Origin of the sequence: Moraxella sp. CTOTU46711 (genome assembly GCF_031975715.1) — a bacterium.
Taxonomy (GTDB): Bacteria; Pseudomonadota; Gammaproteobacteria; order Pseudomonadales; family Moraxellaceae; genus Faucicola.
This window is the reverse complement of record NZ_DALYMP010000001.1, coordinates 601,991-625,781: the sequence shown is the minus strand read 5'-3', so window position 1 is coordinate 625,781 and position 23,791 is coordinate 601,991. Positions and strand designations below refer to the sequence as shown.

General features: G+C 44.3%; 22 protein-coding genes. 11 read left to right on the top strand and 11 right to left on the bottom strand.

Going from position 1 to position 23,791, the window contains the following annotated elements; all coding sequences use genetic code 11:
• Positions 1 to 21 precede the first annotated feature (21 nt).
• Positions 22 to 954 (top strand): electron transfer flavoprotein subunit alpha/FixB family protein, encoded by a 933-nt coding sequence (locus RTJ53_RS02695; RefSeq protein WP_050324358.1) that lies wholly within the window; start codon positions 22 to 24, stop codon positions 952 to 954.
• Positions 955 to 1,148: 194 nt separating this feature from the next.
• Positions 1,149 to 1,784, top strand: a complete 636-nt coding sequence (locus RTJ53_RS02690) for a hypothetical protein (RefSeq protein WP_312275728.1) — start codon at positions 1,149 to 1,151, stop codon at positions 1,782 to 1,784.
• A 110-nt stretch (positions 1,785 to 1,894) separates the two neighbouring features.
• Here RTJ53_RS02690 and corA read toward each other — a convergent pair whose 3' ends face one another.
• The 3 genes from corA to RTJ53_RS02675 all read right to left on the bottom strand — a co-directional run bounded on the left by corA (position 1,895) and on the right by RTJ53_RS02675 (position 4,583).
• Positions 1,895 to 3,055, bottom strand: a complete 1,161-nt coding sequence (gene corA, locus RTJ53_RS02685) for a magnesium/cobalt transporter CorA (protein ID WP_312275918.1) — start codon at positions 3,053 to 3,055, stop codon at positions 1,895 to 1,897.
• Between the two features lie 506 nt (positions 3,056 to 3,561).
• Positions 3,562 to 3,945, bottom strand: coding sequence for a DUF2237 family protein (locus tag RTJ53_RS02680; protein ID WP_312275727.1), 384 nt, complete (start codon positions 3,943 to 3,945; stop codon positions 3,562 to 3,564).
• A gap of 44 nt (positions 3,946 to 3,989) precedes the next feature.
• On the bottom strand, positions 3,990 to 4,583 hold the full coding sequence (locus RTJ53_RS02675; RefSeq protein ID WP_312275726.1) for a glutathione S-transferase N-terminal domain-containing protein: 594 nt from the start codon (positions 4,581 to 4,583) through the stop codon (positions 3,990 to 3,992).
• A 304-nt stretch (positions 4,584 to 4,887) separates the two neighbouring features.
• On the opposite strand from RTJ53_RS02675, the gene RTJ53_RS02670 reads away from it, so the two are divergent.
• The 3 genes from RTJ53_RS02670 to RTJ53_RS02660 are packed head-to-tail and all read left to right on the top strand — an operon-like array spanning position 4,888 to position 8,324.
• A complete protein-coding gene (locus RTJ53_RS02670) occupies positions 4,888 to 6,183 on the top strand; it encodes an ATP phosphoribosyltransferase regulatory subunit (RefSeq protein WP_312275725.1) in 1,296 nt (431 codons plus the stop codon).
• A 57-nt stretch (positions 6,184 to 6,240) separates the two neighbouring features.
• Positions 6,241 to 7,539, top strand: a complete 1,299-nt coding sequence (locus tag RTJ53_RS02665; protein WP_312275724.1) for an adenylosuccinate synthase — start codon at positions 6,241 to 6,243, stop codon at positions 7,537 to 7,539.
• Between the two features lie 56 nt (positions 7,540 to 7,595).
• Entirely contained in the window at positions 7,596 to 8,324 is a 729-nt protein-coding gene (locus RTJ53_RS02660; RefSeq protein WP_312275723.1) for a sulfite exporter TauE/SafE family protein, read from the top strand.
• A 4-nt stretch (positions 8,325 to 8,328) separates the two neighbouring features.
• Here RTJ53_RS02660 and RTJ53_RS02655 read toward each other — a convergent pair whose 3' ends face one another.
• From RTJ53_RS02655 to RTJ53_RS02640, 4 genes are read right to left on the bottom strand one after another with little or no spacing between them, the layout of a single operon-like run.
• The gene (locus RTJ53_RS02655; protein ID WP_312275722.1) at positions 8,329 to 8,955 is read right to left on the bottom strand and encodes a LysE family translocator; all 627 of its coding nucleotides are present in this window, start codon (positions 8,953 to 8,955) and stop codon (positions 8,329 to 8,331) included.
• A gap of 41 nt (positions 8,956 to 8,996) precedes the next feature.
• Entirely contained in the window at positions 8,997 to 9,815 is an 819-nt protein-coding gene (locus tag RTJ53_RS02650; RefSeq protein ID WP_312275721.1) for an ABC transporter permease, read from the bottom strand.
• Entirely contained in the window at positions 9,812 to 10,528 is a 717-nt protein-coding gene (locus RTJ53_RS02645; RefSeq protein ID WP_312275720.1) for an ABC transporter ATP-binding protein, read from the bottom strand. The genes RTJ53_RS02650 and RTJ53_RS02645 overlap by 4 nt, the downstream gene beginning before the upstream one ends.
• A 55-nt stretch (positions 10,529 to 10,583) precedes the next feature.
• The gene (locus RTJ53_RS02640; RefSeq protein WP_312275719.1) at positions 10,584 to 11,222 is read right to left on the bottom strand and encodes a cob(I)yrinic acid a,c-diamide adenosyltransferase; all 639 of its coding nucleotides are present in this window, start codon (positions 11,220 to 11,222) and stop codon (positions 10,584 to 10,586) included.
• Between the two features lie 107 nt (positions 11,223 to 11,329).
• Between RTJ53_RS02640 and cysS the strand changes: the two genes are divergently transcribed.
• The 4 genes from cysS to pdxH all read left to right on the top strand — a co-directional run bounded on the left by cysS (position 11,330) and on the right by pdxH (position 16,703).
• Positions 11,330 to 12,778, top strand: coding sequence for a cysteine--tRNA ligase (gene cysS / locus RTJ53_RS02635; RefSeq protein ID WP_312275718.1), 1,449 nt, complete (start codon positions 11,330 to 11,332; stop codon positions 12,776 to 12,778).
• Positions 12,779 to 13,015: 237 nt separating this feature from the next.
• Positions 13,016 to 14,482, top strand: a complete 1,467-nt coding sequence (guaB, locus tag RTJ53_RS02630) for an IMP dehydrogenase (RefSeq protein ID WP_050324370.1) — start codon at positions 13,016 to 13,018, stop codon at positions 14,480 to 14,482.
• Positions 14,483 to 14,662: 180 nt separating this feature from the next.
• Entirely contained in the window at positions 14,663 to 16,018 is a 1,356-nt protein-coding gene (gene glmM / locus RTJ53_RS02625; protein WP_312275717.1) for a phosphoglucosamine mutase, read from the top strand.
• A gap of 25 nt (positions 16,019 to 16,043) precedes the next feature.
• On the top strand, positions 16,044 to 16,703 hold the full coding sequence (pdxH, locus tag RTJ53_RS02620) for a pyridoxamine 5'-phosphate oxidase (RefSeq protein WP_312275716.1): 660 nt from the start codon (positions 16,044 to 16,046) through the stop codon (positions 16,701 to 16,703).
• Positions 16,704 to 16,760: 57 nt separating this feature from the next.
• Here pdxH and RTJ53_RS02615 read toward each other — a convergent pair whose 3' ends face one another.
• Positions 16,761 to 17,480, bottom strand: a complete 720-nt coding sequence (locus RTJ53_RS02615; protein ID WP_312275715.1) for a Bax inhibitor-1/YccA family protein — start codon at positions 17,478 to 17,480, stop codon at positions 16,761 to 16,763.
• A 201-nt stretch (positions 17,481 to 17,681) separates the two neighbouring features.
• Here RTJ53_RS02615 and RTJ53_RS02610 point away from each other — a divergent pair, with 201 nt between their 5' ends.
• Complete coding sequence (locus RTJ53_RS02610; RefSeq protein WP_099807974.1) at positions 17,682 to 18,614, top strand: NAD(+) kinase; 933 nt, start codon at positions 17,682 to 17,684, stop codon at positions 18,612 to 18,614.
• Between the two features lie 49 nt (positions 18,615 to 18,663).
• Here the strand turns inward: RTJ53_RS02610 and RTJ53_RS02605 are convergent, their stop codons facing one another.
• A complete protein-coding gene (locus RTJ53_RS02605) occupies positions 18,664 to 20,007 on the bottom strand; it encodes a lytic murein transglycosylase (protein WP_312275714.1) in 1,344 nt (447 codons plus the stop codon).
• Between the two features lie 253 nt (positions 20,008 to 20,260).
• Here RTJ53_RS02605 and ppnP point away from each other — a divergent pair, with 253 nt between their 5' ends.
• A complete protein-coding gene (ppnP, locus tag RTJ53_RS02600) occupies positions 20,261 to 20,548 on the top strand; it encodes a pyrimidine/purine nucleoside phosphorylase (protein ID WP_312275713.1) in 288 nt (95 codons plus the stop codon).
• Positions 20,549 to 20,615: 67 nt separating this feature from the next.
• Here the strand turns inward: ppnP and RTJ53_RS02595 are convergent, their stop codons facing one another.
• Together RTJ53_RS02595 and RTJ53_RS02590 are read right to left on the bottom strand one after the other, a co-directional pair.
• Positions 20,616 to 21,578, bottom strand: coding sequence for a pirin family protein (locus RTJ53_RS02595; protein WP_312275917.1), 963 nt, complete (start codon positions 21,576 to 21,578; stop codon positions 20,616 to 20,618).
• 163 nt (positions 21,579 to 21,741) lie between these two features.
• Positions 21,742 to 23,697, bottom strand: a complete 1,956-nt coding sequence (locus RTJ53_RS02590; protein ID WP_312275712.1) for an ATP-binding cassette domain-containing protein — start codon at positions 23,695 to 23,697, stop codon at positions 21,742 to 21,744.
• Positions 23,698 to 23,791 lie beyond the last annotated feature (94 nt).

The following is a 23,791-nucleotide window of genomic DNA, read 5'->3' as shown; positions in this document are numbered from 1 at the left end:
TCAAATATTAAGGAAAATCTCATGGCAATTTTAGTATATGCAGAACATGATAATAAAGAGCTGAAAAAAGCAACACTCAACACCGTAACGGCAGCAAGCAAAATCGGTGGCGATATCGTTGTATTAGTTGCAGGTCTTGGCTGTGAAGCCGTGGCAGAACAAGCCGCTAAAGTAGCGGGGGTATCAAAGGTGCTTTGCGCAAGTAATGCTGCTTTTGAACATCAGCTGGCTGAAAACGTCGCTAAACTAGTGGTATCGCTTGCAGGTGATTATAGCCATATCGTTGTACCAGCAACAACAACAGGTAAAAACTTCTTACCACGCGTTGCCGCTTTGTTAGACGTAAATATGCTAACTGATGTAACCGCTGTGATTGATGCAGAGACATTTGAGCGTCCAATCTACGCAGGCAATGCCATTGCAACCGTTAAAGATACTGAAAGCAAAAAAGTTATCACGGTTCGTACCACTGCATTTGATGCAGCGGCAGCAGAAGGCGGCGCAGCCAGCATAGAACAAGTAAGCGCAGGTGAAGATGCGGGCAAATCAAAATTTGTCGGTGAAGAGTTGGCAAAATCTGATCGTCCAGAATTAACTGCTGCAGAAATTGTTGTATCGGGTGGTCGTGCATTAGCAAGCGGTGAAAACTTCACCAAATATATTGAGCCACTGGCTGATAAACTAGGCGCTGCGATGGGTGCATCACGTGCGGCAGTTGACGCAGGTTATGTGCCAAACGACCTACAAGTGGGTCAAACGGGTAAAATTGTTGCGCCAAACCTATATATTGCCGCAGGTATCTCAGGTGCCATTCAGCATTTGGCAGGTATGAAAGATTCAAAAGTTATCGTTGCCATCAACAATGACCCAGAAGCGCCAATCTCTCAAGTGGCTGATTATTTCCTAGAAGGTGATATTTTTACAGTCTTGCCAGAACTAACTAGCAAATTGTAATTGCAGCTATCATAAGCTACCAAGCGATAAATATAAAAAACCTCATATTTTTTGAGGTTTTTTTATTTGCTGCTATTTACTGGCTAAGCACTGACTTAATTATCGCTAAAAGGATATTGATTGTTGTATAGCTACTAGGTAATATAATAAAAATTATGGGATTTTATTGATAGTAAATTTTTTGGGAATAAATTGTGAAAATGGATTTAAAAAAATTCCGTACAGAGATGCAGCAGCGGCTTAGCGAGCAGCAACTAGACAATGTGAAAGTACGTCCCTTTATTTGTTCAGGGTCACCCCTTAATTGCAAAATCATGATGGTCGGCTACAATCCGGCTCGAGAAGTTAATTTAGACGTGTTTGATGCCGATATTTGGCATGATGACATAGGGTTTGATCGTGAATCGTTTGCTGAGCATTATGACATCGCTAGCTACAATGACGATTTACAGTGGAATCGCAACCATATATTTCAGCAAAATTTGATTGATGAAATCTCAAATCATCATGTGATTGAAACTTACCTTTATAGTGTTATCACCCCGAAAAAGACTTTATTAAGCCCTCAGCATAAACACACCCATCTATTTGATTGGCTATATGGTATTCTCAAACCTGTTTTAGTCATTACCCAAAATATTGATGTAATTAAATATTTTGAACGAGAAGCCAATAAAACCCTCGTGAGAAATACTTTTAATGCCATTACTTATCGCGATTTACACTGTGTGATTTTGCCCATCAGCCATTTATCCAAAAAATGGAATGACACCGAAATGTACCATTTGAAAGAAGAAATTGATGAGCTGTTTAATTTAATTGATGTGTAGATAATTATTTGTCATTGACAAGTTAATAGCGCAATAAAAAAGCTTAACAGATGATGGTGTTAAGCTTTTATGTATGGTTAAAGTCTATGATTAAAATTCTATCGGTAAATTTACAACCAACCTGCCTTTTTAAAGCGATAGTAAAGCGTGAAACAAATGGTCAAAATAAATGCCAACAAAATATAGTAGGCATAATGCATTTTTAGTTCAGGCATATTGTCAAAGTTCATCCCATAAATCCCTGCGACGGCAGTCGGAACCGCGAGTATACCTGCCCAAGCGGCAAGTTTTCGTACCACCTCATTCTGACCCATATTTACCACTGCCATGTAAGTATCCATAGCAACACTGAGCATTTCGTTGAGTCCATTGACCGCATCGAGCGCGCGCAGTAGATGGTCATTGACGTCGCGAAAATACGGTTTGGCTTGGCTAGGGAAACTTGGAATTAAATCAGTCTTTTTATGATTGATAAAAAAATTACAGATATCTTGTACGGGTAAGATGACAGCACGCATATGTACGAGCTGTGATTTTAATTCATACAAATTGCGCAGTGTGTGCTTGTTAAAGTTTTCAGAGAAAATTTCCCGTTCTTGCTCACGTAAATAACGTCCTAATTTTTCAGTGATAGGTAAGTAGTTATCAACGATAAAGTCTAGGATGGCGTGCAGCACAAAGATGGGTCCAAGGCGCAATTTTTCTGGTCGCCGATGACAAAAATCTCGCACACTTTGGTAGCTATGAGAGGCACCTTGACGAATAGTGATGATATATTGCTTGCCCATAAAGATGGCCGTAGTGCCATAACGAATGGTGTTTTCGGTCAATTTGGCGGTTCGTACCACCACGAACACGCTATCATTACCATAGCTTTCAACTTTGGCGCGTTGATGTTCAGCAAAAGCATCTTCGATGGCAAGTTCGTGCAAGTCAAATGCCTCTTGAACTTCTCGAATGGTTTCGATACTTGGGTCGTGCAGTCCTACCCAAACAAATACGTTGTTGTTGGATAGTTCGCGGCGCACATCATCAAGTTCAATCTCGCCGATTTTTTCCCCAGATTTACGAGAGTAGGCGAAGCAGTTGGCAATCTCATTTTTCCCTTTAAAGCGATCTTCAGTGATTTCAGCTTCAGGGTTGTACTCAGGGGGTGGTAGATCGGTAGGTGCATAGACTTCGACAGTGCCATCATCATCATAATCTTCGCCATAGATATAACTATCATCACCGTGCAAATCGAGTTCTTCATCAGCGATTTCATCATACATGACATCAGCGTTGGCAAGGGTAAAAGAATCCGACGACATATCATGTGGCGGATTAAGGGTTGAGGCTAACGGCAGAGTGACGTGCTGGGTCATCTGAGTGGGGTGCTCTAATAAATCGTCGCTGCGTTCAGATAAATTTTTGTTTTGGTGGGGTGGCGTCATAACCAAAAACCTCGCTATCACGATTTGAAAGAGTTGTATCAGATCGAATAAATGTGTCCAGTCGTTATCAAAGTACTAAAAGGTAGCAACCACAAAACAGCAAGTAAACATCAAAGTAAGCCACTTCGCCTGTGTGTTCTTGCTATTTTGTAATTCTCAGTGTTTTTTAAACGAATAAAAAAAGAAGTCATGCATTGACAATGCAATCATACGGCTAGAATTAGATGGATAATGATAACAGTGAAAAATGACAATCTCAAGATAATTATACGTGTCAATCCCCTAAAACCTAGTTGAATCTAGTTAACTATGGACTTAGCAACGGTCATTTTTTCACTATCGTCTTAAATAGCGTACTGCTGCAACGTGGCTATATCTACTAACTCTAAGAGACTCTCATGACATGCGGCAAGCTTTAGCGGCGGCGCAACCCCTGCATCCAATGCTTCCACCCAGCGAAGAGCACACACGCACCAAAAATCATTGGGCTGCAGCCCTGGAAAACCAAATTCGGGTAAAGGCGTCACCAAATCATTGCCCTTGGCAACAGAAAATTCTAAGAATTCTCGGGTCATTTTGGCGCAAACCGTGTGTAAGCCGACGTCACCAGCGCCGGTATGACAAAAACCATTTCGATAATAACCTGTTAATGGGTCAAAACAGCAACTCGCTAGTGCGGTACCCCGTACATTGGTTTGGTTTAATTCAGCTTTTGGATGATAGGACATAGTGAGCTCTTTTTACGTTTTAATTGGGTTATATCGATGATTGGCTAAAGTTGAGAGATAGATGTTGGTAGTTTTTCTAAAGCAGTGCTCTGAGTTTTTTGCATAAAATCTCGCTGGTAAAATTGCTCGAGTGCGGCTTTGTTTGCCTCAGTGACTGCCTTGTCAAACACCTCAGCCAAACGTAATTTTAAATATCCTAAGGCAATGCCAAAGAAGATTTGGCTTAACGTATCGCTTTGTGCATCGAGCTGTGGTGCATCGGGCAGTAAATTCGACAATAGACTGGTTGAGCGCTCAATAAATGGATGTGGGGTAGCAATTGATGGCTGAAAGCGCTCGGTGGCAAAGGCGCGAACAGTTTGATTGATAATGCCGAGGCTCAGGCTTATTAAAGCAGCAGATTTTTCATCAGCGAAAATTTGCGGCATCAGGTGCGCCAAAATCACACTGCTTTCTGTGATGAGTAATTGATTATCGGTGAGCAGCGCAGGGACTTGGCTAAAAGGGTTGACTGCTAATAATTCTTGTGGGTTTTCCCAAGGCATGACAAATATCAGCTCGGCATCGATTTGCTGGCGTAAACAGGCGACCATCACGAGACGGGCGAAAGGGGAGGTGGCTGAGACAAAGAGTTTCATGGGTGAATTGGATTTCCCTATACTGGTTGCATGGGTGTAAGTTTTAATAAATAAATTTCAATAAAATTTTATAGGAGTTTAGCATAAAAAATTGGGCAATAAAAAAATGCCTAAGCCCAGTGAAGCTATGATACAATGAAAAGGAAAAGTGCCCTTATTTTATTCTTTGCTTATTTTATTTTTGTAAGAGCCCTTCTCATCGATTATTCTATGATTTTACATGGTAATTCATGGTCTATGTTTTCATATGGCCGCTTGTTGTCATGTCTAGTGATATATCATTTAATTATCCTTAGGATTTATTGTGTCAAATTTAGCATCAAATTCCACAAATGTGGCAAATCAGTCTGCTTTTTATCTTAATACAAAAAATACTTGGCTATTACCTGATGGGGTTGTCGATTTACTATCAACCGAAGCGGTAAAGCAAGAAACCCTGCGTTATCAATTGACCCGTATTTTAATCAGCCATGGCTATGAATTTATTAGCCCGCCTATGATTGAATATACCGAAAGCTTGCTCGGCTATGCGTCTGAAGATGTTAAATTACAAACTTTTAAAATCATTGATCAGCTAACGGGTCGGCTCATGGGGGTACGCGCAGATATCACCCCACAAATTGCGCGGATTGATGCGCGTCTACACAATAATCAAGGCACTAGTAACCCATCAAAATCAATTTCCCGCTATTGTTATGCAGGGCATGTAATCTATACCATGCCAAAGGGCTTATTTGGTTCGCGTACCCCGCTACAATTGGGCGCTGAGATTTTTGGTACCGATTCACTAGCCAGTGAAGTGGAGCTATTAGATGTACTATTTACCTTGTTAGATAGCACAGATGTGATTGCACGCTCACATATTGATATTGGGCATGTGGCAATTTTTCAGCAGCTTTGCCAGCTTGCCAGTGTACCTACGCATCTGCAAGAAAAACTAATTGAGCTCTATGCTAATAAAGCGTTACCCGAGCTGAAACTTTTGACCAGTAAAATGAGCCAGTTTGGCGAACTTGCCAACGACTTTTATGTGCTTGGCGAGGCAGGTAATGACTTGCAAAAACTGAGTGAACGGCTATCAACTCAAGCCAAACACGATGCTATCATTGCCAAAGCCTTGTCTGATTTGACTTATTTGGTGAGCTATCTTGAAGAGCACTGGGATGCCAACGTCAGTGTCGATGTCACAGGATTGGGATATCACTATCATACAGGCGTTGTCTTTAATGTGTACGTGGCAGATGAGTCATTGCCGCTGATTCGTGGTGGTCGTTTTAGCAATCATTTTCATCATGAAGTTGATAATACCGATGCCGTGCGTTCCGGCGTTGGGTTTAGCTGTGAGCTAAACCGTTGGCAAAATCATATCCAAGTACATGAGCAGCCTTTTACCGTGGTGCCTTATAGTCATGTACAAACTATTTTACATGTACCCAATCATCCTGATGCGCCAGCGCTCAAACAAGCGATTGACTCACTACGCCAAGAAGGGCATCGGGTGATGATTGCGCTGGATGAAACCGATGAACCTGAGCAAACTACCCATCGCTTGCAAGTAGCGAATGGGGTTTGGTACTTAGAGCATTTGGCAGGAAATTAATTTTTAAGCTGTTGTAAACTTGTTTTTAGCAATTACTTTGATAAAAGGTGACTTATCATGAAACATACGGGAAAAAACGTCGTTGTCCTTGGTAGCCAGTGGGGCGATGAGGGTAAAGGCAAAATCGTTGACTTATTGACTGAAAAAGCCAGTGCGGTGGCGCGCTATCAAGGCGGTCATAATGCCGGTCACACTTTAGTCGTTGGCGGTAAAAAAACCGTATTACATTTGATTCCATCGGGTATTCTACGTGAAGGGGTCACTTGCTACATCGGTAATGGCGTGGTGCTAGCCCCAGACGCGCTACTAAAAGAAATGCAATCACTGGTTGAAGCAGGCGTGCCTGTGCGTGAGCGCCTCCGTATTTCACCCAACTGCCCACTGATCATGCCACAGCATGTAGCGCTTGACCAAGCCCGTGAAATCAAACGTGGCAACAACAAAATTGGTACGACCGGTCGTGGTATCGGCCCTGCCTACGAAGATAAAGTAGCGCGCCGTGCGTTGCGTTTTGCTGACTTGTTGCGGGCTGACTTTGCCGATAAGCTAAAAACTAACCTTGAGTTCCATAACTTTGCCTTGACCCAATATTATGGGGTGGACGCAGTTGATTTTGATGCGACCTTAAAGTTGGCAGAAGAATGGCGTGATGCGCTAAAAGACTTGGTGGCTGATGTGACGGGCGAGCTTGACAAGCTATGCAAAGAAGGCAAGAACTTAATGTTTGAGGGTGCGCAAGGTACGTTGCTTGACGTTGACCACGGCACTTATCCCTTCGTTACCAGCTCAAACACCACCGCTGGCGGCGTGGCGACGGGCACGGGTCTTGGACCCTTGTACTTTGACTATGTATTGGGTATCACCAAAGCTTACACCACGCGCGTGGGTGCTGGTCCTTTCCCAACTGAGCTATTTGATGATATCGGTGAGCACATCGGTACTGTGGGTCAAGAATTTGGTGCTACCACGGGTCGTGCCCGTCGTTGTGGTTGGTTTGATGCGGCGATTCTACGCCGTGCTGTGGTACTAAACTCACTATCTGGTATCTGCTTGACCAAGCTTGATGTGTTAGATGACCTTGATCAGCTGAATATCTGCACGGGTTATGAGTTGCCAAGTGGGGAAGTTTGCGGCTCTAGCGATGCGGAGTTTTACGAGAATGTCAAACCCATCTACGAAACTTTGCCAGGTTGGAAAACTAGCACTGTGGGTGTGACAGAGTATGACAAGCTACCTGAAAATGCCAAAGCCTATATCAAACGCATTGAGCAGCTTATCGAGTGTCCCGTTGACATTATCTCAACAGGTCCTGACCGTGCCGAAACCATCGTGCTACGCGACCCGTACGATGCCTAACCCTCACTTATCAAAAAACCCGATGTGACGTCGGGTTTTTTATTTTAGGGTAAAAAATGCTGAATGATAGCTTGCTCGCCTTAGCCAATTTATTAACCTCTGCTTTAACCGCCATCACAGGGGTGGGCGGCGGAATGATACTCATTGGACTGATGCCATTTTTTGTGCCTGCAGCAGCGATTGTACCAGTGCATGGCGTGACCCAGCTTGTCAGTAATGCCACGCGCGCTTGGTTTGGTCGGGATGCCTTAGACTTTACCTATTTTTGGCAATTTTTGGCGGGCTCATTGACGGGACTGTTGGTATTTGGCGTGTTAGTGCGCTTTATCCATTTAGAGCTTATTCCGTTATTTATCGGCATTTATATCTTACTAATAACTTGGTCAAGCACTTTTAACCGCGTGATTCGCCGTTTTGAAAGTTTCTTTTTGGTCGGATTTGCACAAACGGGCTTGGGCGTGTTTGTTGGCACACCGGGTCCGCTCAATATCGCCATGCTCAATAAGTACTACGATGATAACAATGTCGTTGTCACCACGGGCGCCTTAATGATGACAGTGGTGCATACCGCTAAGTTGCTAGTTTATGTAGCGATGGGCTTTGTGTTTGCCGATTATTGGCAGTTGCTAGTGATGATGGTCATCATGGCAACCGTGGGCTCATGGCTTGGCACTCGACTGCGCCATAAAATCCGTTTAGACTGGCTAGAAAAAATCCTGCCGTATCTACTCACCCTCATAGCACTCAAATTGATTGTCGATATCGCCCGCCGCTATTTTTTTTGAACCGCTAATGCCAAAAAATCTCAGTGATAAGCGCGATGGCAATGATGATAAATATCAACCCACATAATCGATTAAGCCACATCAAGCGATTGCCCAATTGTAGCCAATCCGACAGTTTTTTGCCGCTCATGGTATAAACCAGCTGCCACGTTATCTCAATCATAAAAAACCCCACCGTGAGCATGAGGTATTGCGGCAGTAAAGGCGCGGAAAAATTGATAAATTTGGGGAAAAATGCGGCAAAAAACAAAATCGCCTTGGGGTTGGACAACGACACCCAAACCCCTGTTTTAAACAGCTGCACGGGGGTCGGTATCACCTGTAACTGGTCACTATGCAATTCGCTGTCAGCTTCGCGCCAAGATTTCACCCCAAGATAGGCTAAATACATCGCACCCACGACTTTGATAATGGTCAGCAAAAAAGGCGCGTTGGTACTGATAAGCCCTAGCCCTAACAGTGACGTTGTCAGTAATATAAATAAACCCATGCTCAGCCCTGCTAACGTCCACAAGGTTTTTTTGACGCCATAATTGACACCAAATTGGAACGCTAACAGCATATTAGAGCCAGGCGCTGCTGAGATAAGGCAAGTACTGATTAAAAAAAATAAGAAATTTTGCAGGGTCATTAGAATTTTTAGTAAATAAGTGAAAGATAGCCAATCAACGGTTAGTCAGAGGCCTTGGCAGTGGGTGGAATGACAAACTGCCATTGCGAGTTAAAAAACCGTCGAAACATCAGCAAAGTCGCTATTGTACACCCTAAGGTACTGCTGGTGGCAATTAAAAACAGGGTTATAATTTGATAAAGCACGGCTTGGTGCGGGTCTGCGCCTGCCAAAATTTGTCCTGTCATCATACCCGGCAAGCTCACTACCCCCACCACCATCATGCTATTAATCGTGGGTGTGATACCATTTTGAATGGCAGCGATGACATAGGGTTTTGCAGCTTCCCAAGGCGTGGCGGACAATGCCAAATAGGTATTAATCATACTTTGTTCGCGATGAAAACTGCTGACAAGTTGGTTCATGGAGAGTGAGACAGCAGTCAATGAATTACCTAAAATCAGCCCCAATAACGGTATCATCACTTGAGGGCGAAACCAGGTAGCCGCGTTGTCTGACAGCACCCACCAACCACCAAATATAGCCACCACCCAACTACTGACAAACACCGCCAACGCCGTATCCCAAAATAAACCTTGATAAGGTTTGTTAACCCGATTTTTGGCAGCGATAGTGGCGACAATCGACATAAAAGTCAAAATCGCCAACACTTCATACCATTGCTCTCTGGCAAAAATCCACGCAAGTACCAGTCCAATGAGACTTAGTTGAGCCACCGTGCGAAAACTTGCAATGAGCAGGGATTTGACAATACCCAATTTCAACCAAATACTGATTGCCATCACCAGTAATAATGCTAGGCTTGCCAGCGCTACTTGTAGGTAGGAGATAGCGGGCATGGTGATGGCTAACATCATCATCGCTGATTGCCTTGTATTACCGATGCGGGTACTTTGCTATCGATTGTTAACTTGTGATTGCTCAATTGACCATTAGCCATCGTCCAGTGGCTAGTGCCAATCGCCAATAAGCGCTGAATTTGGGTCGGCTCATGGCTGATCCACACCACGGTAGCATTGGGGGTGGACTGATACCAGTGGTTAATCAATGTTTCGACTTGGTGGGTGGTAGTGGTATCAAGGGAAGCGGTAGGTTCATCGAGTAATAAAATGGTCGGGTGCAACTGTAGCGTGCGTAATAAATTGACAAGCTGTTTTTCGCCACCCGATAAGCTGCGGCTATCTTGCTGTAAAAACTGGGGTGATTTGCCAAGGTTAACTAGGTGCTGCTCATGCCAAGATACATCGAGTTTTTTGTCTTTATAAAGTGCAAAGCTAAAGGGCAGAGTCAAGTTATCTAAGACGCTGCCCTCAATCATCTCACTTAGTTGCGCAATATAGGCCACCTGTGAGCGCCAAATAGCCGGCGTCAAATCGGTCAAATTTTTGCCGTTTAACGTGATGTGACCTGCTGACATAGGTAATAGGCTTGATAATAGCTTTAACAGTAACGATTTGCCGCTACCCGACTGTCCTGTGATGACAATAAAGTCATGGTCATGGATTTCACCTGAAACATGATTAACGAGTGTTCGACTGTCGATTTGGTAAGACAGTTGGTCAAATTGCAGCATGGCTTTTTAACGTATAGTTTTTTTAAAATACAAAGTTTTAAGTATAGTGATAGGGTTATGACAGGGTGTTTTTATCCCAAAGCACTTCTCGACCGGCATCCAACCGAGCAACGACACGCGCCAATACAAACAGCCAATCGGATAGACGATTGATAAATTGTAGACTGATTAGTGAGACATTATCATCCCGCGAATTTAATGCCACGAGTAGGCGTTCGGCGTCTCGGCAATAGCAGCGAGCGATATGCACTTGGCTGGTCACAATGTTGCCTGCAGGCAAGATAAAATCTTTGAGCGGTGGTAAATGGCTGTTCCACTCATCAATTTGATTTTCCAGCTCCGTCACATACTCTGCCAAAATCCCGCGGTATTCGGGCATGGCAAGTTCACCCCCTAGATTGAAAAGCTGATGCTGTAAGCGGCTTAGTTTAGCATCAAATTGGGCGTGGTTGGGTTGGACATGGTTGGGTTGGACATGGTTGGGTTGGACATGGTTGGGTTGGACATGGTTAGGTTGGGATTGGCTATCTTGAGTAAGATAGCCCCGCAATAAACCGATTTGGGAGTTTAATAAGTCAATTTTGCCCATGGCGTCAAAGCGTAAGTCTGCCTTAGACACCCGTGAGCCATCCGCCATGCCAGTGGTGCCGTCATCGCCCGTTCGGGTGTAAATCTTTGATAATCGATTGCCCATTGTAGAGACCTTAAAGTGTGAAATATGCCAAATCATAGCACTTTTAACAAAATTTCGGTATGATAACCGATTGTCTTTTTTACCCAACTTGCAAAGGTGACTATCCCATGACACAGCTGACACAGCCCATGCCGATTACCATATATGACTCGATGAGTGGGCAAAAACGCCCATTCACGCCCTTAGAAGCAGGCAAAGTTGGCATGTATGTATGTGGGATGACGGTGTATGATTATTGCCACATTGGTCATGCACGAGTTATGGTCGGCTTTGATGTGGTTGTGCGCTGGCTGCGTCATATTGGCTATGAGGTCAATTATGTGCGTAATATTACCGATATTGATGACAAAATTATTAACCGCGCTAAGAATAATGGCGAAAGTATCTATCAGTTGACAGACCGCTTTATCAAAGCCATGCATGAAGATGCTGATAATCTGGGCTGTGAGCGTCCTAACAGTGAGCCAAAAGCCACGGATTTTATCCCACAGATGCAGCATTTAATTCAAACGCTGGAAAGCAAAAATTTAGCCTATCAAGGCGCAACGGGCGATGTCTACTATGCGGTCGAAAATTTTGCTGAGTATGGCAAGCTCTCAAAACGTCGCCTAGCCGATATGCAAGCGGGTGCCAGTGAGCGGGTAAATGTTGAGACAGACAAAAAAAATCCGTTTGACTTTGTACTGTGGAAATCTGCCAAAGAAACAGAGCCGTCTGAGACCAAATGGCAGTCACCTTGGGGTGTGGGTCGCCCAGGTTGGCATATCGAATGTTCGGCGATGAGTACTTGCTGTTTGGGCGACACCTTCGATATCCACGGCGGCGGACATGATTTGCAGTTTCCGCACCACGAGAACGAAATTGCCCAATCTGAAGGCGCAACCGGTAAAACCTATGCCAACAACTGGATGCACGTGGGCTTTATCAATGTTGACGGCGAGAAAATGTCAAAATCACTGGGTAATTTCTTTACCATTCGCGATGTGATGGGGCAGTTTCACCCAGAGACCATTCGTTTCTTTATTTTATCCAGTCATTATCGCAGTCCAGTGAATTTCTCGGATAGCGCGCTTAAAGAAGCCCAAACCAGCCTCACGCGTCTGTATCAAGCCTTAAAATCTGTAGAAAACCTGACCCAACCAGCGGGCGAGATTGACAAAACCCCATTTGAAACCCCCTTTAATCAAGCGATGTGCGATGATTTTAACAGTGCCGGGGCGGTGAGCTTATTATTTAGTCTGGCGCGTGAAATCAACAAAGCAGTCAATCTCGAAACCGCTGAAGGCAATGCCCAAGCGCTGGCACTGGCAAAATTGCTGAAAGATTTGGCACAACCGCTCAATATTTTACAGCTTAATCCAACCGATTTTTTACAAGCGAAAGTGGGCGAAACGACTGGGTTAAGTGATAGCGAGATTGAAGCATTCATCGAAGCGCGCAAGCAAGCCAAAGCGGACAAAGACTTTGCCAAAGCCGACCAAATTCGTAATGATTTGAAGGCGCAAGGCGTTGAGCTAGAAGACGGTAAAAATGGCACGACGTGGCGCCGTGTTTAAGCCGATTTTAACCCGCCACCATTTAAATTGCTTGATAATTTAATCGATTTTAGCTAGAATAGACGGTTAATCAAAAACTAAACGATGGTGTCAATTGAACATACCAATGACAACACGCTAAATCCAAAGGCTGGGCAGGGAACTGTTCAGCCTTTTGCGGTTTTTTGGCTGTCAAATTTTTCACCCCTACAAAATTTTAATTACTATTTAACTACTCTTAACTGCTCCGAGGTCTTTATGTTACGAATCGTTGATGAAGCACTTACCTTTGATGATGTGCTGCTACTACCTGCTTATTCTGAAGTCTTGCCTAAAATGGTAGATTTAAAAACCCGTTTGACGCGCGGTATTGAGCTAAATTTACCCATTGTATCTGCTGCGATGGATACTGTGACTGAATCGCAAATGGCAATTACCATTGCCCAGCTTGGCGGTATGGGTATTTTGCACAAAAACATGGACATTGATTTACAAGCCATGCAAGTACGCCGGGTGAAAAAATTTGAAGCTGGTACGGTTGTTGATCCTATCAGCGTATCACCCGATACCAGTGTTGGCGAATTGCTTCGCATCACCAAAGAAAACAAAATCAGCGGTGTGCCTGTGGTAGAAGGTAACCAAGTGGTCGGTATTGTCACCCACCGTGATATCCGTTTTGAAAATAATCTAAGTCAGCCTGTTCGCAATATCATGACCCCAAAAGAAAAATTGGTGACAGTCAAAGAAGGCGAGCCCACAGAGAATATTAAACGTTTGCTACACGAACACCGCATCGAAAAAGTGATTGTTGTGGACGACAATTTTCAATTAAAAGGCTTGATTACTGTCAATGATTTCACCAAAGCGGAAAACAACCCAAATGCTTGCCGCGATAGTAAAGGTCGATTACGTGTTGGCGCTGCAGTGGGTACGGGCGCAGATACCGAAACCCGCGTTGAAGCGCTCATCGCTGCCGATGTGGACGTGATTGTTGTAGATACCGCACATGGTCATTCAAAAGGCGTCATTGATCGCGTGGCTTGGGTAAAAAAGAATTATCCAAACATCCAAGTGATTGGCGGTAATATCGCCACTGCTGATGCGGCACTCGCTTTGCGTGATGCGGGTGCCGATGCGGTCAAAGTGGGTATCGGCCCAGGCTCTATTTGTACCACGCGTATCATTGCAGGTATCGGCGTGCCGCAAATTTCAGCGATTAGCAACGTGGCTGATGCGCTAAAAAATGACATTCCACTGATAGCCGATGGTGGTATCCGTTTTTCAGGCGATATGGCAAAAGCGTTAGCAGCGGGTGCCTCTTCTATCATGGTGGGTTCGCTACTTGCCGGTACTGAAGAAGCGCCAGGGGAAGTGGAGCTATTCCAAGGTCGCTACTACAAAGCCTACCGTGGTATGGGTTCGCTAGGTGCAATGTCAGGACAAAACGGCTCATCCGATCGTTATTTCCAAGACGCCAAAGAAGGGGTAGAAAAATTGGTACCCGAAGGTATCGAAGGTCGCGTCCCTTATAAAGGTCCAATGAATGGTATCATCAACCAATTAGCCGGTGGCTTACGTTCGTCAATGGGTTATACAGGCTGTGCCAATATTGAAGAAATGCGTAGCAAACCACAATTTGTGCGTGTGACTTCGGCAGGTATGAAAGAATCTCACGTACATGACGTACAAATCACCAAAGAAGCACCGAATTACCGTGTAAACTAAATGATACGTTCATTGCGCTAAAACTGGGTTAAATACCCAGTTTTTTTATGCCCAATTTATAGGCTAAAGTAATGTGTTGCGCCATGACCCATAAAAATAAACAGATGTCGCAACATGCGTGAAATTTTGCTATGCTAAAATTTTATATTCTTATAACAACGGGCGACAAAGGAGAATTAAATGAGTTATTTTGGTACTGATGGTATTCGTGGTAAGTTTGGGGAATTTCCGATACATCCGCAGTTTTTAATCAAATTAGGCTATGCCACGGGTAAAGTGCTGCTGGCCAACCAAGCAGCCCCGAACGAAAATCATCGTCCCAATGTCGTCATTGGTAAAGATACGCGACTCTCTGGCTATGTTATTGAAGCCTGTCTGCAAGCAGGATTTAACGCCGCAGGGGTAGATGTGCATATGCTAGGCACTATTCCAACCCCTGCCATCGCGCATTTGACCCGAAGTTTTCACGCTGATGCGGGCGTGGTGATATCCGCATCCCACAATCCGTTTTATGACAACGGTATCAAATTTTTCTCTAATGAAGGCAAAAAGCTGTCAGATGAAATTCAACAAGCCATCAATGAAAAAATCGATGAAATCAAAGATATTAATGTCGTCATTGACAGCCCAGAAGCCCTAGGCAAAAGTTATCGTGTGGAGGATGCCAAAGGTCGCTATATCGAGTTTTGTAAGGGTACTTTCCCCTATAACCTAAATTTAAATGCCCTAAAAATCGTCGTTGACTGTGCCAATGGGGCAGGGTACAGCGTCGCGCCCCGTGTATTACGTGAGTTAGGTGCAACCGTAATTGCCATTGGCGATAAACCCGATGGGATTAATATCAATGACAATGTCGGCTCTACCCATCCGGCAAACTTGCAACAAGCGGTGCTTGACCATGATGCCCAAGTGGGTATTGCTTTAGATGGCGATGGCGACCGTATCGTCATGGTCAATGAAAAAGGCGAGTTGGTTGATGGTGATGGCATTTTATATATTTTAGCCACCCAAGCAGAGCAACAAGTCGATGGCGTGGTAGGTACCTTGATGACCAACATGGGTCTGCAATTGGCGTTTGACAAAGCCGGCATTGCCTTTGAGCGCGCCAAAGTCGGCGACCGCTATGTCATGCAAGGACTTGAGAAAAATGGCTGGGTACTGGGCGGTGAGTCATCGGGTCATATTTTAACCCTAGATAAAGCCAGTACGGGCGATGCGATTGTAGCAGGCCTGCAAGTGCTTGCGGTGATGGCGCAGAGCAAACAATCATTATCAGAGCTGATGAAGGGTTATACCCAGCTACCACAAAAATTGGTCAATGTCAGATTGGCGCAAAAACAAGATCCCTATACCTTCCCAGAATTGGCAAATGCGTTTAAAGCTGCCGAAGAAAAATTGACAGGACGGGGTCGTTTACTGATTCGTCAATCAGGTACAGAGCCATTGATTCGGGTAATGGTCGAAAGCGATGATGAGATTGAGTGCGATATGCTAGCCAATGAACTTGCTGAAAAAGTACGCCAAGTGATGGCGTAAAGTTGACATTTTATAAGGATAAAAAATGAGTATTGATTTTACCAGTCAACGATTATCGTATGAGCAAGGTGAGCTTATCGAGTCACACTTGCCGGAGCAGCCGTTTAGCTTGCTACAAACTTGGGTGCAGCAAGCGATTGATAGCAAGCAAGGGGAAGCGTATGCATTTTCACTGGCGACTTGTGGCCGTGATAGGCAGCCAAGTGTGCGTACCTTACTGATGCGTGAAATCATCCAATTGGATAACACGGGCATTGGCCTCGTGTTTTATACCAATTATGACAGTGCCAAAGGCTGTGATTTGGCGACCAACCCCAATGCTGAAGCATTATTTTTTTGGCCAAGCCTAGAAAGACAAATCCGTCTTACCGGCGCTGTGCAAAAAGTTAGCCGTGAACAATCCGCTCAGTATTTTCATAGCCGTCCGCGTGACAGCCAACTAGCCGCTTGGGTCAGCGAGCCACAAAGCAGCGTGGTTGCCAGCCGCGAGGTAATGGAAGACAAATTTGCCCAATTAACTGTGCAGTATGAATACAATCCAATTCCTTTACCAGAATTTTGGGGAGGGTATCTGCTGACAGTAGAAAAAATCGAATTTTGGCAGGGTAGAGCCAATCGTATGCACGACCGCATTGTCTATTCGCTAGATGGCGACCAATGGGTGATGGAACGTTTATTACCTTAAACTACAAGCCATAAAAAAACACGGTACTTTAAACCGTGTTTTTTTATTTGATAAAAATTAGTTTTGCAGTGAACGCAGTAAACGCACAAATTCAATATACATCCACACCAGTGTTGACAAGATACCGACGCTTAGTACCCATTCATAGCTTTCATCCACCCCTGCGGCATAGGCTCGCTCAACACTATCAAAATCTAATAACAAGCTCAGTGAGGCAATCACAATCACCAGCAAGCTAAAACCAATACCCACCACGCCACCGCTAAACAAATACGGCAATGAGCTACCAAATAGGGTAAACCCGATTTGTACTAGATACACTAGCATGATAGCAATCACAGCCGACATCATCACAGAACGAAATTTTTGGGTGACTTTAATCACGCCACTGCGATAAAGCGCCAGCATCACTGCAGCGGTTACAAAAGTTGCGACCAACGCCGTCGGAGCAACTGTGGGAAACTTAATACTAGCAAACAGGGAAATCGCGCCAATCACGATGCCCTCTAAAATTGCATAAGGAATCGCCAGTGTTTTAGCTATGTGGGGTTTTGAGATAATTACCATACTCAATACAAAAGCCACCAAGATACTGGCTAACGCCGCTACACTAACAAAACCTGAAGTGACGCCACTAGTTAGGCAATAGCCAAAAAATCCAACACCCGATAACGTCGTCAAACCTAGCAGAAAAGAGGTTTTTCGGATGACCCCTTTGACCGTCATCGGTGTCGTGCTAACTGCAAGTTCAGCGCGAGATATAATCGGATTTGCCATAAAAATTTGCTCCCAAGAGTTAAAAAATTTCAAAAGTTAGTTATATATCAATCGCCTTAAATTAGCAAATAGCAACGAGTTTGTATACATTAACTGCACAACGAAGGTTAGCAATTTTGTAATATAAAATACTGATTGGGCATAACGTGAGCCAGTAAGCTGTGATAAAATAGTTGAATCTTTATCAGTTAATTTTCTGCTATGACGTCCACACTTATTCCCAATCCTGCCTTTGGGCGTATCGGCATTATGGGTCGTGCCAACAAGCCAAGTGTCATTCAAAGTATCTACCAAATTTGTGACTTTTTTCATGAGCAAGGGTTGCCTTTATTAATTGACCATCAGACGGCACGGTTGCCGGCATTGAGTTTTGCACGTCTGGGCGAGATTGCTACTATTGAGCGCAGTTTGCTCGGCGGTGCTTGTGATTTGGTCATTGTGGTCGGTGGTGATGGTTCGCTGTTACATGCGGCGCAAGTACTGGTCAAACACAAAGTGCCCGTAGTGGGGGTGAACCGCGGACGTTTAGGATTTTTAACTGACATTTATCCTGATGATTTAAACGTAAAATTGACCAGTATTTTACAAGGTCATTATCAGCTTGAAGATCGATTCTTGTTAAAGATGGAAATCCGTCAAGGTGCGCATGTGATTTATGAAGATATGGCGCTAAATGACATTGTGCTGCACGCAGGTAAATCAGTGCATATGCTAGATTTTCATTTAAAAATTGATGGGCTTAATGTCTATCGTCAGCACAGTGATGGTCTGATTGCCTCCACACCGACGGGTTCCACCGCTTATGCGCTATCAGGTGGCGGGCCGATTATTCATCCTAGTATGGATGCCATTTGTCTAGTACCTATGCATCCACATACTTTATCAAGCCGCCCGATTGTGGTTAGCGGCAACAGCGAAATCAAAATCCGCATCCATAAAGATAACCGCACCCAGCCGATGGTGAGTGCAGATGGCAAACCGTCGGTGCCGCTCAACCAAAACCAGCGCTTAGTGATTCACAAGCATCCTAACAAACTCACGTTATTACACCCACCTGGGGTGGATTTTTTTGAAGCTTGCCGTACCAAACTCGGCTGGAATAGCTACGCTGAAGAATTTAGTATGGATAATTAAATAAAAAAGCCACCTGAATCATTCGGTGGCTTTTTTATGAGGAAATACCTTAATTAATCAGCCCACTTGCCGAGCGTTTTGAGATAAATCCATCTGGGATTTGGTTGTGGTCGGCTTGCCAGCGCTGAAATGCCAATTTGGTATTGGTGCCTACGACGCCATCTGACCCTTTAGTATCATAACCCATTGCCGTCAAACGCTGTTGCAGTTGGCGTACTTCATAAGTAGCAAGTGGCTGCTCATAGCGTGGCCAAGATTGCTGTAAGCCTGGCTGCCCGATAATGGCTTTGGCAAGTAAGCTCACCCCCATGGCATAATTCGAGGAGTTATTATAGACCTTAATGGCATCAAAATTTTTGGTTAATAAAATCGCAGGACCCTCTTTACCCGCAGGGAGCCACAATTCTGCCATCGCATCCATGGGCGCATTTGGGGTAATAAATTGAACACCTAAATTTTGCCAGTCCGCCATGGTTTTTTTGGTACTGACCTGGCGATAATCAAAACCATTTGGTAATCGTACTTCATAGTACGAGCCCATGCCGCGTTGCCAGCCGGCATTTTTAAGATAGCTTGCGGTAGAGGCTAACGCATCAGCCGTATGCCAAGGGTTACGATGACCATCACCATTGCCATCTACTGCTTCATCTAACCAAGTTTTGGGAATAAATTGGGTATGTCCCATGCCACCTGCCCAAGAGCCGCGCAGTTGCGACCAATCAATATCACCACGCTCAAGTAGCGACAACAGTGCTAGTAGCTGATCCTCTGCAAAACTGCGGCGGCGACCATCATATGCCAGGGTCGCCAAACTATTGACCAGTGATGAGTTGCCTGTGCCTTGACCATAAGAAGATTCCATGCCCCAAATGGCAGTCACAATAGAGGCTGGCACACCATACTGATTTTCAATGCGATCAAGTAGGGCGCTTTGGCTAGCAAAATTGCGCTGACCCCCACTGACTCGACCACTCGATGCGGCACCATCGATATATTCCCAAGGCATTTTGGCAAATTCAGGCTGTCCTTTATCCAGTGACACCACTTGCTCATTGTAGTTGGCACTTGACAGCAAGCGTTCAACATCAGCACGGGGGTAACCTTTTTGCACAGCGCGTTCAATAAAATCCGATTTCCACTGATAAAAGCTGCTGTATTGATTGGTTGGAACAGTCACAGGTGGCACGGGCGTGACTTTAGGAGGTACTGTAACGACCACAGGGGCAGTCGGCAACGTACCTGGTAATTTTTGGGGTTGGGTCTGAATAGGTGCTGATGAACAAGCTGCCAACAATGCCGCCAAGCTGACAGGCAATGCCAGTTTTTGACTAGCAAAACGCTGCGACAAACAGAGCGATAAAGCGACGATAGACGAAGAATATTTAACATACATAGAGCAATAACCTCAATTAATACAAGCCAAGCGCGTACAAACATAACAACTGTGGTAAAAAAATTGAATATAGCACAAAAATAGGAAATTTTAATTGTTAAGGAATAATTGATATAAAAATACTACAAAAATTACGCTCAAATTATTTACCAGATTTTGGCAATTTTGCCAGCGTTTTTGGAAAATAGGATTGATAATTGGTCAAAAAAGTTTATGATAATCGGTTTATAGTAGCTAATTTTGAGGAATAACTATGCTAAAAGTCAATCAATATTTTGATGGCAATGTGGCATCAATCGGTTTTCAAACAGCCACCCTACCTGCGACCGTGGGCGTGATGAAAATAGGCGAATACGAGTTTGGCACCAGTCAATTTGAAACCATGACCGTCATTAGCGGGGCTATCTCGGCATTGTTGCCAAACCAAACTGACTGGCAAACTTTTAAAGCCAATGAAACCTTTACTGTCCATGCCAACCAAAAATTCAAAGTCAAAATTGACGAAGAAACGGCTTATCTTTGTACTTACCAAGATAAATAATCAAGATAAATAAGAAATAAAAAAGCGATATCAAATCGATGATATCGCTTTTTTTTAGGCGAAAAATTTATTGAATACCGCCAAATTTCCCCGCATTAAAATCTAAGATAGCTTGACGGATTTCGGCTTGACTATTCATCACAAAGGGTCCATAACCCACCACAGGCTCATTAATAGGCTCACCACTCATCAGCAAAATTTTCGCTCCCCCTTTGCCCGCGGTTAAGCGTACAAAGTCTTCGCCCGTCTCACCACTTTCAATCTCAAAAGTGATTAATTGATTGGCGTGTGCTTGCTGGTCGTGATCAGCGTTGATGATAACATCGCCTTGCATCGACAATAACAACAAATTGTGGGTGCGAGAAATCGCGACTTCTACTGAGCGATTGGGTTCAATACTGATATCCCATAAGTTAATGGGGGTAAAAGTCGTGCCAATGCCGCGTGCCTTATTGTCATCCTGCTGCGGGGCTTTGGTATTGATAGTAGGGGTAAACTCCCCAGCAATTACCTTAACTTGTCCTGCATGCAGTCCTTCATCATCATGCAAACTGACCACCGCCATGTCATCATTGGCAAGATGTTGGTATTTGGCAGGCGTGGCTTTATCTTTGGCAGGTAGATTGACCCAAAGCTGTACCATGCTAAAATCACCGCCTGCTTGACTAAATTCAGGTGAGTGAAATTCCTCATGAATCACGCCATTGCCCGCCGTCATCCATTGCACATCACCTGTCTTAATAGTACCGCCACCGCCACTAGAATCACGATGAGACACTTCACCTGCATAGGCGATAGTTACCGTTTCAAACCCTTTGTGCGGATGTTGTCCGACACCACGCGGCGCTTGAGCATTGGGTTCAAAATACTGTGTTGCTGCATAGTCGAGCATTAAAAAAGGATCGGTGCGTTTATCACCCACCATGTGATTAAACATCGGGTTGACATGAAAACCATCACCCACCCAATGGGGGCGTGGGGCGGCATGAATTTTGTCGACTTGTCGATAGGTTTTATTGCTATTTTGCATCGCCATGATTTTTCTCCTTATTGATAGATATAATATAGGAGCAAAAAGGCTATTTTCAAGTATAAATTACATTATATTGGTTATTGTAAACATTAACTAATATAAAAGATAAAAAAAGGCAAAGTTAATTGATAACTTTGCCTTTATAAATTATTTACTTATTTTAATCATCAAGTTCTGACCAACGCGCCATTTTTTCAAGTAGCAAATCATCAATCTCGTTGAGACGTTCACTGGCTTGGGTAGCGGCTGTCATATCGGTCACAAACCAGCTACCATCGGCTAATTTGTCTTGAAGTTCAGCTTGCTCTTGCTCGAGTAGCGCGATTTCATTGGGTAAACTGTCTAATTCGCGTTGTTCTTTGTAGCTCAGTTTTTTCTTCACCGTATCAGTTTTTGGTGCATCAGTGTTAATCACTTCTTTGGGCTTTACTGTTGTCTTTTCTGATTTGTCTGCTTTGGGTTTAATCGCTTGTTCACGGGATTTTTGCGTCAAATAGTCTTGATAGCCACCGACATATTCTTTGACAATACCATTGCCATCGCTATCTTCATCAAAAACCCAAGTTGATGTTACGACGTTGTCCATAAAGGTACGGTCATGGCTAATCAGTAAGATAGTGCCATTAAAGCTATCGACGGCTTCTTCTAACAGCTCTAGGGTTGCCATATCCAAGTCGTTGGTCGGCTCATCGAGTACCAAGATATTTGCAGGTTTTAGTAGCTGTTTGGCCAGCAAAACGCGGTTACGCTCACCGCCTGACAAGGCTTTGACTGGTGTTCTGGCGCGTTCTGGCGCAAATAAGAAATCTTGCAAATAGCCGATGATATGTTTCTTTTTACCCGCCACTTCTACAAAATCAGAACCTTCCGCGACGTTTTGTACCACGGTCGCTTCTAGATCAAGTTGGTCCCGCAGTTGGTCAAGAAAGGCGATTTGTAGATTGGTGCCTAATTTTACTGAACCAGATTTGGTGATATCAGGCTGTGGAATATCCAAAATCGCATGAATGAGTGTGGATTTGCCAACACCGTTTTTACCGATAATACCAATACGGTCACCACGCATGATGCTGGTGTTAAAATCTTTTACCAAGGTTTTATCGCCATAACCTAGATTGAGATGCTTGACATTGGCAACCAATTTGCCGCTGTTGTCGCCATCGTTCATGCTGATGTTAACTTGTCCGACTTGCTCACGGCGGGATTTACGTTCTTCACGCAGCGCCTTTAACGCGCGCACGCGACCTTCATTGCGGGTACGGCGCGCTTTGATACCTTGACGAATCCACACTTCCTCTTCAGCCAGTTTTTTATCAAAATTGGCATTGGCTTTTTCTTCGGCACTCAGTTGTTGTTCTTTAAGCTCTTGGTAGCGGGCATAGCCTTTATTGACATTGCCTGCTTGCTTGGTGACGTCATAACTGCGTAGAATACCGCGGTCAAGCTCGACAATCCGGGTGGCGATTTTGTCAATAAACGAGCGGTCATGCGAGATAAACAGCAGGGTTAATCCTTGCGCGTTTAGCAAAAATTGCTCAAGCCATTCGATACTTTCGACATCCAAATGGTTGGTCGGCTCGTCAAGTAGTAGCACATCAGGTTTGGTAATCAGCGCACGGGCAAGCAGTACACGGCGTTTGCGACCGCCCGATAATTCACTAATATCGGCATCGCCGTCCAAGTTCATCATGGACAGCATGGTCTGTACTTCACGGGTCAAGTCCCAACCATGGGCATCATCAATTTTATGCTGCAAATCTGACATCAATTCGCAGGCTTTCATGTCACCACTAGCGCATTTATCACTGGCTTGCTCGTAGGCCGTCAGCCATGTTGCCACGTCACCGGCACCTGCCATAACGATGTCACTGACTTTGCCCGACGTTTCTGGAATGTCTTGTTCGAGCATGGCAATTTTCAGATTGCCACTGATTTGGAATTCGCCACTGTCAGCCTTGACTTGACCGCTAATGACCTTAAACAAGGTTGATTTGCCTTCACCATTGCGCCCAATCAAACACACGCGTTCGCCTTGTTCGATATTAAAATCAATACCGTCCAAAATCGGTGCAATACCAAATGCCAAATGAATATCTCGTAAATGAATCAGTGCCATAACTTTCTCAAAGTTTAGTAAAAATGTTTGTATAATAAGAAAATGCGGCTATTGTAGCAGACTTTATGGCAAAAAATTGTGGGGAAACTTATGA